The sequence below is a fragment of the Cardinium endosymbiont of Dermatophagoides farinae genome, assembly GCF_007559345.1.
Taxonomy (GTDB): domain Bacteria; phylum Bacteroidota; class Bacteroidia; order Cytophagales; family Amoebophilaceae; genus Cardinium.
The window spans coordinates 249,906-262,314 of sequence record NZ_VMBH01000001.1 but is presented as its reverse complement, the minus strand read 5'-3'; the positions used below and the strand labels follow the sequence as shown (position 1 = coordinate 262,314).

General features: G+C 39.1%; 14 protein-coding genes. All 14 read left to right on the top strand.

The genetic code is table 11. From position 1 onward, the window contains the following. Positions 1-49: 49 nt before the first annotated feature. The 14 genes from FPG78_RS07060 (at position 50) to FPG78_RS01200 (ending at position 12,399) form a co-directional block, all read left to right on the top strand. On the top strand, positions 50-199 hold the full coding sequence (locus FPG78_RS07060) for a hypothetical protein (protein ID WP_186292393.1): 150 nt from the start codon (positions 50-52) through the stop codon (positions 197-199). A 528-nt stretch (positions 200-727) separates the two neighbouring features. Continuing rightward, complete coding sequence (locus FPG78_RS01255; RefSeq protein ID WP_144086264.1) at positions 728-1,531, top strand: hypothetical protein; 804 nt, start codon at positions 728-730, stop codon at positions 1,529-1,531. Between the two features lie 527 nt (positions 1,532-2,058). Next, on the top strand, positions 2,059-2,550 hold the full coding sequence (locus FPG78_RS01250) for a hypothetical protein (RefSeq protein ID WP_144086263.1): 492 nt from the start codon (positions 2,059-2,061) through the stop codon (positions 2,548-2,550). Further along, a complete protein-coding gene (locus FPG78_RS07055; protein WP_186292392.1) occupies positions 2,513-2,674 on the top strand; it encodes a hypothetical protein in 162 nt (53 codons plus the stop codon). The genes FPG78_RS01250 and FPG78_RS07055 overlap by 38 nt, the downstream gene beginning before the upstream one ends. A 134-nt stretch (positions 2,675-2,808) precedes the next feature. Next, positions 2,809-3,060, top strand: coding sequence for a hypothetical protein (locus FPG78_RS01245; protein WP_144086262.1), 252 nt, complete (start codon positions 2,809-2,811; stop codon positions 3,058-3,060). Positions 3,061-3,303: 243 nt separating this feature from the next. Continuing rightward, positions 3,304-4,230 (top strand): tRNA (adenosine(37)-N6)-dimethylallyltransferase MiaA, encoded by a 927-nt coding sequence (gene miaA, locus FPG78_RS01240; protein WP_144086261.1) that lies wholly within the window; start codon positions 3,304-3,306, stop codon positions 4,228-4,230. Positions 4,231-4,793: 563 nt separating this feature from the next. Next, a complete protein-coding gene (locus tag FPG78_RS01235) occupies positions 4,794-5,471 on the top strand; it encodes a ClpP family protease (RefSeq protein ID WP_144086260.1) in 678 nt (225 codons plus the stop codon). 19 nt (positions 5,472-5,490) lie between these two features. Continuing rightward, positions 5,491-6,756 carry an ATP-dependent Clp protease ATP-binding subunit ClpX gene (gene clpX, locus FPG78_RS01230; RefSeq protein WP_144086259.1) on the top strand — a complete coding sequence of 422 codons (1,266 nt, stop codon included), beginning with the start codon at positions 5,491-5,493 and terminating at the stop codon, positions 6,754-6,756. Positions 6,757-7,072: 316 nt separating this feature from the next. Beyond that, positions 7,073-8,467 (top strand): D-alanine--D-alanine ligase family protein, encoded by a 1,395-nt coding sequence (locus FPG78_RS01225; RefSeq protein WP_144086258.1) that lies wholly within the window; start codon positions 7,073-7,075, stop codon positions 8,465-8,467. A 273-nt stretch (positions 8,468-8,740) separates the two neighbouring features. Further along, positions 8,741-9,160 carry a single-stranded DNA-binding protein gene (locus tag FPG78_RS01220; RefSeq protein ID WP_144086257.1) on the top strand — a complete coding sequence of 140 codons (420 nt, stop codon included), beginning with the start codon at positions 8,741-8,743 and terminating at the stop codon, positions 9,158-9,160. A gap of 283 nt (positions 9,161-9,443) precedes the next feature. Then, positions 9,444-10,931 (top strand): leucyl aminopeptidase, encoded by a 1,488-nt coding sequence (locus tag FPG78_RS01215; RefSeq protein WP_144086256.1) that lies wholly within the window; start codon positions 9,444-9,446, stop codon positions 10,929-10,931. Between the two features lie 291 nt (positions 10,932-11,222). After that, complete coding sequence (locus tag FPG78_RS07975) at positions 11,223-11,579, top strand: prolipoprotein diacylglyceryl transferase family protein (protein WP_186292391.1); 357 nt, start codon at positions 11,223-11,225, stop codon at positions 11,577-11,579. Beyond that, positions 11,546-11,809 (top strand): prolipoprotein diacylglyceryl transferase family protein, encoded by a 264-nt coding sequence (locus FPG78_RS08370; RefSeq protein ID WP_144087054.1) that lies wholly within the window; start codon positions 11,546-11,548, stop codon positions 11,807-11,809. The genes FPG78_RS07975 and FPG78_RS08370 overlap by 34 nt, the downstream gene beginning before the upstream one ends. Positions 11,810-11,886: 77 nt before the next feature. Then, complete coding sequence (locus tag FPG78_RS01200; protein WP_186292390.1) at positions 11,887-12,399, top strand: prolipoprotein diacylglyceryl transferase family protein; 513 nt, start codon at positions 11,887-11,889, stop codon at positions 12,397-12,399. The last annotated feature ends 10 nt before the right edge of the window (positions 12,400-12,409 follow it).

Here is a 12,409-nt window from a genome sequence, read left to right as displayed (position 1 = left end):
AAAGGCACTAGACTCCCCATGTGACAAGGCAATTAGGTTTTATAACAATATGAGTAAATGGTTAGATGGCTCTATAACACTAACAGAGCAAAGTGCAAAAAAATACAGCAAGGAGATGAAAAGTATGGCAAAAGCAATAAACAAGCTATTAAAGGATGTTAAGGAGCTAAGAAAGGCTATACCAGTCACTGATCTCTAATGGCCACTGATAAAAAGTTTGGCGCCTATAAAATTAATAAAACAATCTGTTTTTAAGCTAAAAAAACCATAAATCCAGCCCGCTTCGCGGGCTTCAAACGAACCATGTTAACAAGCAACAACACGCCCCTACCTGCTGTTTTTCCCGGTGCCCTTCCAACAATTTTTTCCATTAACGCTTGATTTTTTGTTGCGTTTTTATTTAAAAAAAGCAAGGGAAAAATTCCTTTAGCCGCTAAAGATATAAAACCCCAATATGCAATAGCGTAAGTTTTGTATAATCATAAAAATTTTATTAATAAATATGAAATTTTATCTAAAAAAAGATTGCTAAATATCTAGTTTTATCATTCTAAAAAGTAAGAATCATCTATTTCTGTGGATTAAAACAATAGAAAACAATATGAAAAGCTTATTAAAAAATACTTTATCTTACCTTGCTATAGTAATGCTCACTGGAGTCGCCTTAACTGGAGGTGCATGCGATCATAAAATAAAAACGCATAGCAATCAATTAGACCATTTAAATGTGCCCAATGCAAACCCAAAGCAAAAAGCAGAAGACACTCCATCCGTTTCAGATCATGCGGATCAAGCTGCACAGGCTTGTAAAAAAGCAAAGGAGTGGCTTAACCAATCCAAGCAAGCGTTAGCTGACGCAAGAGCGTCCACCATCCAATCAGAACTTGAAAAATTCAAACAAATAGTCCAAGATGCAGACCAAGCAGCAAAAAGAGCAACTAAAATGGCTAAAGCCGCTGCTGGTAGCAAGATGTACAATGCGCAACAAGCAGGTGAAGATGCTCAAGCTGCGTGTACAGCTGCTGCTGATGCCAAAAAAAATGCTGAAGAAGTAAAGAAGATTCAATTAAGATATTACAACTACAACATGTATAATGCTAGAGAGACTAGCCAACATGCTCAAAATACGTCTACTAAACGCTCAGCAGAAAATATTGAAGCAACATTAAGCAAGTTGACTGGAAGATTACAAACGATAGAAGATAATATATTAGAAGCATTAAAAAATAAGATAATATCATTAAAAAATACACCAAGTAAACAAAAAACTAACAAACGAAAACAACTAAAACAATTAAATAACAGTTCAAATAAATCTCCAGACTCAGCTGCAAAAAAATTACTACAACTAAAAAACAAAGTTAAAATGACTCAGCAAGAGATAACAAATCTGAAAAGAAAAGATATACTAGAAGATGATTTAGTAAAATTAGAAGCAGAAGTAAAAAGCATAGACGACGAACTACCAGAAAACATCAAAAAAGCTATAGCAGAAAAAAAACGACGCAAGACCAAAAAAAATAAACACTAAATGTTCTTTAAAAGACTGCGCTACAAGTGTTACAGCTCAGTTTTTAAAGCTAAAATGCTAGGAGGGGGAGCAATAACTATAGGATAGATAGATAGAAGGCTTATCAAGAGACCTTCTTCAAAACCTATTTGTGATCAGCAGTTTTTAGGAGAAGCGCAGTCGAGCACCGCAGAATACTAAATGTATTTGAGGAGCATAGACCACAAAATTGCCATTTAGCAATAGGTTTTGCAGAAGGTCTATGGGCTTATTTTGATTGGATATAAGCAATATAGTATAAATGACGCAAACAATCGATTGGCTAAATAAAAGGCTCATATAAACGGCATAGAATTTTTTTGTAGCTTTGCAAAGGAAGGGTTGGCCATATTTTTTAAAATGGCTTGGCCAATAATAGGTTATTGCCTCACCTCAACAAATGTCTATTTGGATGCAACGATAGCAACAAAAGATTAGATCAAAAATACCTAAAAGTCAATAAGAAAGAAAAGATTTGTTCGCCACTATTTCAACCAATATTAGTTACAATGCATCTTATTAAGCTTATATTCACACAATGTTTTTGCTTTACTTTTTTTATAGGATCTAGCTGCGGCAGTAACCATAAGAAAGCCACCTTAACATCTCCGCCATCAAAGGACAAGGAACAGAAAAAGGAAAAGGAAGAAAAGGAAAAGGAAAAAAATAGAACCATTTCATTAATAATAAATAACAATGGAACACAGTTAATAGGTGAATTTAGAATAGATCAAGTAGAATCATTACTACCAACAGGTACATCTTCTATTACAACAACCAAGGAGGGCAAATTTACCACCATGACAATAAGCCCTGAGAACAAAGAAGGGCAGCAAAAACCAGCAGATAATAACAACGACAACAACGACAAGAAGGGGAACGACAATGGTGATGAGGATAAGAATGAGAACGACAATAGTGGTGAGGAAAATAAGGATAATGAAGAATTCCAAAACAGTAATAATGTCGAAAACGAAGACAAAGAAAAAAAAAATCAATGAACACTTAAACGCAAAAACAAAGGAAGCAGAAGTAAAAGCAAAACAAGCAGAAGCAAAAGAAGCAGAATTAAAGAAGGAAACTCAAGAGATACAAGAGGAAATAAAAAAAGGGACGAAACATTAGAGAAAATATTCACCCTCACCCAAACCAAAAGATATGAAGAACTCCTAGAAAAACTAGAATCAAAAATAACAAGAAAGGAAACAAGAGCAAGCGAAAAAGGTACAGCAGCAAAGAAAAAAGATGAGATCGAGACAATGAAAAAGTTAAAGGAGGAGATGAAAGAAACGGCAAATCATCTAGAAATAAAAAAAGATTTAACAAACTGTAAGGAAGCGTTAAATAAAAATGAAAATATAAGCAAAGAACGTTTGGACAGTATAAAAACAAGGGTAAACTTGATTAATCAAAACTTAGAAGAAATAAAAAATGACAAGGCAAAAAAGAACGACATGTATAAATTAATGAAACAAGCTGAACGCCTATTAGGTGTGAAGGGCAAAAATTAGGTGTTTATGCTAAAAATTTGTCCTAAAATCATGCCTTGCAACGGGTCTTTTGTTTTAAGTGTGTAAATATATATTAGGTATTTACACTGTTCTTTCAAGTTTAATTATAAAATGTGCTATAGCGCTATTCCAATTTTGAATCAGCATGATCCATTTTTTAGTCATATAAGTAATAGTTAAAATAAATACAAGATCTTAAAAACAGCATTTATATCAAGCAAAAAACAGGAACAAACATTCCTTATGTCTAACTCCTTCACAACTAAGCCTAAACACTTAATCGTTATAGTGGGTCCAACTGCTATAGGCAAGACTGCATGCTCCATTCAACTCGCTGAGGCGCTTCAAACAGAGATTCTATCGGTTGACTCCAGGCAATTCTACCGCGACCTAGTCATTGGTACTGCGCAGCCTACCCCAGCAGAAATGAGGAGCATCCCCCACCATTTTTTATCCTTTTTACCAATTCAAGAAACCTATACAGCGGGTAGATTTGCCAAAGAAGCATTACAGAAGCTCGATGGTCTTTTTAGCCATCACAATGTAGTAATCGCAACGGGCGGTTCTGGCCTCTACCTAAAAGCACTCTGTGAAGGACTAGCCGAAATACCTCCCCTGCCAACCAACCTACGCACCACCCTCAATAGTGCCTTAGCAGAAAAAGGGCTCCCCTACCTGACCCAGCTACTGGCAGCAAAAGATCCTACCTACTATAATATAGTAGACCTAAACAACCCTAAAAGGGTGATCAGAGCATTAGAAGTCTGCTTGGGAACAGGCATCCCCTACTCTACCCTACGTAAGCAAGTGACAAAAACAACCAGGCCATTTAATACCATCACCATAGGGCTAGCCCAAGAAAAAACAGCGCTGCACAAACGGATCAACCTGCGTGTGGATGCCATGATGGAACAAGGATTGTTGCAGGAAGTGGAAAGACTCTACCCCTATAAAATGACCAATGCCCTCCAAACATTGGGCTATAAAGAGCTATTCAACTATATCGATGGCAAATACAGCTTAACAGAAGCAATCAACCAGATCAAAACCAACACACAGCAATATGCAAAAAAACAAATGACCTGGTTTAAAAAAGATAAACAGACAACCTGGTTTACCCCATATGACCTAGCTAAAATAGAAGCCTATATTGGTTCTATTATAGGCTAAAGGAGTTTTTTTGCTTACTTTTTTCTTGTTTTCAGGGTAGTAGTGCTGGCTAAAGGGATAAAAATTATTAAGTTAATACGCAATCAAATCGAGAACTTAGCGTGCTAGTGGCCCCGCCGATAAAGGAATGCGGCGCTTCAGAAAAGGGAAAATTTTCTAACGATTTGTTTTTCAGCGGATCAGAAAATCAGCATGTCTGAGCCCGCACAGCGGGCGAGTTCTGATTTCCCCGCTGAAAAATAAATCGTTTCATTATCTTTTCTGTGTGCCAAAGGCCTTTATCGGCGGCCACCAGCAAAGAGGGCACTACAAAGACCTTTATCAACGGCCACTAACATCCGTGTGCCAAACTTTTTATTGGCGGCCATGGGCAGAGGAATATACTAACTATCCATAAACTGCTTTTTGTACTGTGGCCACAACGCCCAAAGGTCCAATAACGATTATGGCAGCACAATTACAACCATACAATTTGCTTAATACAGTATTTTATACTACCTTTCAAAAAAAACTACCTATGTAGCAACCAAGATATAGATATACTTTACCCCTCATCATTACTTATGTTAGATCAAAAAGAATTTAAAAAGTTTGCAGTTAAAAATGGTTATGCAACTGGTTTAGAGGTTCATAACTATGTATCAGATATTGAAAACATGACGCGATCCGTTATTGAACAGCGGCCCGCTCATTTTAGAGAGGTGGATGTCTTCTCCAGGCTGATTATGGACCGAATCATTTTTCTGGGTACACAAGTAGATGATAACATTGCCAATATTATTATTGCACAGCTGCTTTTTTTGCAGTCTGTTGATGCTAAAAAAGATATCCTGCTTTACATTAATAGTCCAGGGGGGTCTGTATACCCAGGCTTAGGTATTTATGATACCATGCAATATATTTCGCCTGATGTAGCCACGATCTGTACAGGTCTTGCGGCTTCTATGGCTGCTGTATTATTGGCTGGAGGCGCTAAAAACAAACGGTCTTCCCTGCCACATGCCAGGATTATGATTCACCAGCCCCTAGGAGGTGCCAAAGGAACCGCTGCAGATATGGAAATTACCATACAGCAAATCATTGAAATTAAAAAAGATATTTATAAAATTCTATCTAACCATACTGGTCAAGACTATGCTTCTGTAGAGCGCCACTCAGACAGAGATTATTGGATGCGTGCAAGCGAGGCTAAGGAATATGGAGTCATTGACTTTGTGTTAGAGAAAGAGAAAAAAAATTAATCATATAATTATTACCATTATGAAAACCCATTGTTCTTTTTGTAAAAAAGCTAGTGAGATCGTCAGCATGATGGTAACTGGTCCAGAAGGGCGCATTTGTGACCAATGTGTAACGCAAGCTGCACAGATTATCCAACTGCAAAAGGAAGATAACATCATCAATGACATAAAACCGGTTAACCTATTGCGGCCACAAGAAATTAAAGCGCATTTAGATGAATATGTGATTGGGCAAGAAGAGGCTAAAAAAGCATTGTCTATTGCGGTTTACAACCACTATAAACGGCTGGCCCACCCGGCAAGTATAGAAGATGATGTAGTCATTGAAAAGTCCAATATACTGCTGGTCGGAGAAACAGGTACAGGTAAAACCTATTTAGTCCGCACGTTAGCACAAATGCTAGAGGTGCCTTTTTGCATTATAGATGCAACCGTTTTAACAGAAGCAGGCTATGTAGGGGAAGATGTGGAAAGTATTATCAGCCGCTTGTTGCATGCTGCCAACTATGAGGTCACCGCAGCTGAGCGAGGGATTGTTTATGTAGATGAAATCGATAAAATTGCCCGTAAAGGAGACAATCCATCCATCACCCGAGATGTAAGTGGTGAAGGGGTACAGCAGTCCTTGCTAAAATTATTAGAGGGCTCTATTGTAAATGCACCGCCACATGGTGGAAGAAAACATCCAGACCAGAAGCTAACCGCTGTGAACACAGAAAAGATTTTATTTATTTGCGGAGGCGCTTTTGATGGCATCTCCAGAACCATTAGCAATCGAATCAATTTCAATACCATAGGGTTTGAGTTTTGTGCAAAACATAATGCCAAAATAGATGACAAAGATATACTTAAATATGTTTCTGCTTCAGATATAAAAGCATATGGGCTTATTCCTGAATTAGTAGGCCGCCTTCCGGTTATAAAAGGGCTTGAACTGCTTACAAAATCTGACCTGCGGCGTATTCTTACAGAGCCTAAAAATGCATTGGTTAAGCAATATACCAAGCTGTTTGCAATAGATGGGATTACCCTAACCTTTACGGAAGAAACGCTTGACCTGATTGCAGAGCAAGCTATAGCACTAAAACTAGGGGCTAGAGGGCTGCGGTCTATCTGTGAAAGCATTATGAGTGAAATCATGTACACTGCTCCATCCTTAAAAGACCAACAAAAATTAGTTATAGATAAAAACTATGCATTGGAGCAGCTCAGTAGAACACGATTGGAACTACTTAGACAACCAGAAAAAAATAGCCAAGAAAGCGAACTGAAAAAAATGGCATAAGGAATTTTTATCTTACTTTTTGCTTGATCAAAAAGTAACAAAAAATCAAGCGCTGATGAAAAAAGTTGCGATTAGAAAGTGCAGCTTACAGATGGAAAAACAGGAGCCGTCCTCCAGCCCTCCCTGCAAGCTGTTTTTCTATTCATCTGTAAGCTGCACTTTCTAATCGCAACTTTTTCCAAGGCGCGTTTCTTTCATGGTACTGATAATCAGTTGAATAGATATGATATTTTCCTTTAGCCCTCCCCACCACTGACTGAACAATAAATATTTGTAATAGTAGTATATAAATTCCTTATATAATAAAAACATCTTTGTGCATAATTCTTTATTTAAACCCATTAGAGTAGGCATATTTTCGGGAGGGCAATCGAGAGAACGTGAGATTTCCTTTGCAGGCGGACGTACCGTCTACGACCACTTGGACCGGAAACGATTCGAACCCGTTCCCGTTTTTGTAGATAGCCTGGGGAATTTTATCCTACTCCATACACAATACCTTTACCAAGGCACCATTCGAGAATTTTACCCCTCTGCTGCTAACGCTAATTTTTGGGGAATTCCCCTATACATAGAATCACTACCCGAAAGCCATGAACCATTTAGTGAAAAGATAGGGCATAAAATAGAACCCGCTGCGTTTTCAAAATACTTCGATATAGCCTTTCTCTGCTTGCATGGGCCTTATGGAGAAGATGGCACCATTCAAGGACTATTGGCATGGTACCAAATGCCCTATACAGGATCTAACCTATTACCAGCCGCACTGGGAATCGATAAAATATTCCAACAAAAGCTCTTGCAAAAAGCTGGTTTTGTAGTACCGCCTAGTTTCGTTTTAACCCAAAAAGAATGGCTGCATAGAGCTGATAAAAGCAAATTGCTAGACCAAATCATCGCTACCATCGGCCTACCTTTTGTTGTGAAAAGCAGCAGACAAGGCTCCTCTATAGGGGTAACTGTTGTGCAAGACACCATACTCCCTGCCTTTATTGCTGCCATTCATAAAGCCTTTTTTATTGAAACCCTTAGCTATGATAGCTGGAAAAGCTACACACCCGCAGACAAAAAAAATTGGTTCAATAGCCTGATAGATGTACGCGAGGGCATAGGGTTTCCCCTATTGGTAGCAGATCAAATTTGTCATACACCGCATGCCTTACTAGACTACATAGAACTTTATTTTCAAAAGCGACAGGATCCTATACTTTTAAAAAGTGCACAAGCAGAAGACGCCATTATCATAGAAGCCTTTATAGAAGGAAGAGAGTTTTCTTGTATTGTACTAGAAGCAGAAAACGGTCATCCCATTGCACTCCCACCAACTGAAATCCTAAAAGGAGAACGCCATTTTGATTACAAAGCAAAATATTTGCCTGGTATGGTACGAAAACAAACCCCTATGGAGGTATCTGCCCCCCTACTCGATGCCATTCGTAAAGAAGCTACCGCCTTATTCCAACTACTAGGGTGTCAAGTATATGCCCGTATAGATGGCTTCCTAACCAAGGATAACCAGGTCATCTTAAATGACCCCAATACTACAGCTGGCATGAATCCCGCCTCCTTCTTATTCGATCAAGCAGCAGAAATTGGCCTCCACCCTACCCAGCTGCTTACCTTTATCATCAAACGCTCGTTAGAGGTAAGAAAAGATAAAGGCTACCTTACCGCTGGTCCCCTATTGAAAAGACTTGAAGCCAGCTTCTGATGTTCCAAAATTCAACCTCAGATACTACCTTCCATAGCAGCACAACCTAAGACCTTCTTCAAAACCTATTTGTGATCAGCAGTTTTTAGGAGAAGCGCAATCGAGCACCGCAGAATACTAAATGTATTTGAGGAGCATAGACAAGCTTCGACACCAAAATTGCCATTAGAAATAGGTTTTCCAGAAGGTCTCTACTTGCAAAGTAGGGATGAATCACTTAGATTAGGCATGTAAAAAAGGATAATCTTATATCAAGACTCGACTCAACATAACATGGCAACCGTCAATAAAGTAATCATCTTAGGCAATCTAGGCAAAGATCCAGAAATACGTCACTTAGAAAATGGGCGCATGCGGGCACAGCTTACGGTGGCTACACATGATACCTATAAAACCAAAGAAGGTGAAAAAATAAACCATACAGATTGGCATGAAGTAGTACTTTGGACCCCTCATGCAGAAATTGCAGCACAATACTTAAGCAAGGGCAAACAAGTCTATATAGAAGGAAAATTAAACCATAGGTCGTATACAGACAAAGATGGGCAGCAAAGATATAGTATACAAATTACCTGCCAACACCTGGTGTTATTAGGTGGTAGCAAAACGAAAACACAAGGGGTACATGTAATCAATCATAGGCCAGAAAATAGGCCACACGAAAATGATGATATGAGCGAATTGCCTCTATAAGCCATTTTTTTCATAACGCTATCCTGCAGTAGCTATTAATAAATTGCTTATATTTAATCAATCGTTGGTTGCAGCAAATGCTATTGATACAAAAACAAAAACAGACCTTCTTCAAAACCTATTTGTGATTAGCAGTTTGTAGGAGAAGCGCAGTCGAGCACCGCAGAATACTAAATGTATTTGAGGAGCATAGACAAGCTTCGACACCAAAATTGCCATTAGAAATAGGTTTTGCAGAAAGTCTAACGATCTACTGATCAACCTAAACTACTATTTTTTTACCATGAACTATCCTAAATTTCAATTTTTAAGCAGTAAAGCCTCGCCAGCAGAAAAGAGCTGTTATGCACTTGGTATCTTTGAAAAAGATGATACGACCCCAGATGCCATGCATCTGGTCGATGAACCTTTTTACCATGATGTCGTGGTACCCTTGATAAAAGAGTCTGGGTTTACCGGAAAACAAGGAACAACCACTACGGCCAATTGTTTCCATTCAGTAGGTAAAGTGATACTGGTTGGTTTGGGCAAACAAGAAACCGTTGACCAAGAAACGATGCGACAAGCTGCAGGCACCGTCTATAACGCATGTGTCAAGTTACACAGTCCATCAGTAGTCGTTCATTTTATGACACTATTCAGCCAGCAAGCCCACTTAAAAGCTTTTGCTGAAGGCATCTTCCTTGCTGCGTATTTAGATGAACGTTTCAAATCCCAAAAAGAGACAAAAGCCATATACCTTAAAGAGGTACATCTATTACATGCCACAGCAGATGACCAAACCATTGAACTCGCCCAAAAGATTACAACAGGCGCAAACCTAGCCAGGGCCTTGGTCAATGCGCCAGCCAACCATGTAACCCCTTCCATGTTGGCCCAAACCGCTACTGAATTAGCCCAAAGGCATCACCTGGAACTTAACATATTAGAAAAAGAAGATTGCGCACGATTGGGCATGGGCGCTTACCTTTCCGTTACACAAGGTTCTAATGCGCCACCTAAGTTTATTCATCTCTGTTATAAGCCAAAATCACTTGACACCCAACCTCCTAAAATTGCCCTAATAGGCAAAGGCGTCACCTTTGATTCTGGTGGGCTGAACCTAAAAATAGGAAATGCTCAAATTGAGTTAATGAAATACGATATGGCTGGTGCAGCAGCAGTGCTTGGCGCAGCAGAAGCTATTGGCGCTATTAAACCCAATAAAGAGATTCATTTTATCATTGCCGCCACAGAAAATATGATCAGTGGAAGCGCCACCAAGCCTGGTGATGTAGTAACCGCTTCTAATGGCAAGACCATTGAAATAGACAATACAGATGCCGAGGGAAGGCTTACCCTGGCAGATGCATTGGTCTATGCAGAAAAGCTTGGTGTAGACGCCATTGTCGACCTGGCTACTTTAACAGGTGCCATAGTAGTTGCACTCGGCACACGCATGGCAGGTATATTTGGCAGCGATCCAGAACTGATCAACAGCCTGATGGCTGCTTCGCCAAGAACGGGTGAAAAAACTTGGCAGATGCCATTGGAATCATCCTATTTCGAACACATGCATTCTATTATTGCCGATATGCGCAATACAGGGAGCAAAAAAGGAGCTGGATCTATTACAGCTGCGCTCTTCTTAAAACAATTTGTTGAAAAAACAGCTTGGGTCCACCTAGATATAGCTGGTACCGTCTGGACAGAGAAGCCTTGGTGCTACTATAATGCAGGTGCAACAGGTTTTGGCGTACGCCTGCTAGTAGACTGGATCCTAAATAGCTAGTTTTTTATCTATAAAGTCAGTATTTGTAAATTAATGAATCGGCTGCACTACCCTATCATAGGCGCAGCCTTATGCTAAAATCGAACAGGGACTGCGCAGTCTTAACCAATTTTATATAACTGTAGATCTTCTGCAAAACCTATTTGTGATCAGCAGTTTTTAGGAGAAGCGCAGTCGCCAGAATACTAAATGTATTTGAGGAGCATAGACAAGCTGCGACACCAAAATTGCCATTAGAAATAGGTTTTGCAGAAGGTCTTGTATTTTACACCATTACCTATGCTAAACACCATGCTATGGGATATATCCCCAGAGCTATTCACAAAAGGATTGTTAAACATTCGCTGGTATAACCTGCTATTTATGACCGGTGTGCTAGGAAGTTCTGTTATCTTATGCTATATCTTTGCCAAAGCTGGTAGAAAAAAAGAAGAAGCAGAACAACTCAGAGGTTATATCATATTGGGCATATTAGCTGGGGCGCGTTTAGGCCATGTTATTTTTTATCAATGGGACTATTTTAAAGATCACCTTTTAGAAATATTTTTACCTATTACCTTCTCTCCTACCTTTAAAATAATTGGTTTCAGCGGTTTGGCAAGTCATGGGGGGGTATTGGCATTATACTTGCTGTTTTCTTTTATGTAAAACGGGTTAAAATTTTTATTTTCCCTCCTCGCATTCGTTTTAAAAACCGCCGATCTGCTGGAGAATTTTTATGGATCGTAGACCACTTGTCTATCGTATTTCCTTTAGGTGCCGCACTGATTCGAACTGGATTTATGAACTCTGAAATCATCGGCAAACCAACTGGAACCAACTATGGCGTAATATTTGCTAGATATGTACATCATGATTTTGTGTACAAACTATCCTGATACAATTCAAGCTATCCATACGCAAAGCATCTAAGGATAACCTACTAGCTATAAAAGCCAACTACCAACCCATTGAATTGACCATTTCTTTTAAAAAGACCATTACAGATGAAAAGAGGATTAAAAGTTTCCTTGAGCAGTCTTTAAAAAACCATTTGGTTCAGCAATCCTATTTTAGCAGATCACCTCACATCTATGAAACCTATGGCGCGCCGCTATCCTATACCCTACAAAAGCAAAACGGAGGCTATCAAGCTAGTGTCTATACCTGGGGTATTCCAAGGCATCCCGCACAACTTTATGAATCTTTGTCCTATTTTTTGCTTTTCGTTATCCTATTTTTATGGTGGTACAAAAAAGGCCAAACCATAACACCTGGTCGTATCTTTGGAGTACTTATATTAGCAGCGGCTTGCATTCGCTTTTTTTGCGAATTCTATAAAGAAAATCAAGTTGAATTTGAAGACACTATGTGGTTAAACATAGGACAATTGCTTAGCTTGCCTTGGGCCATAGTAGGACTATTTTTCATACTGCGTCCAAAGCCTAAAGCAGTACAAAAAATACAGCATAGTCCTACTGCCGGGTAGATCGGTTAAA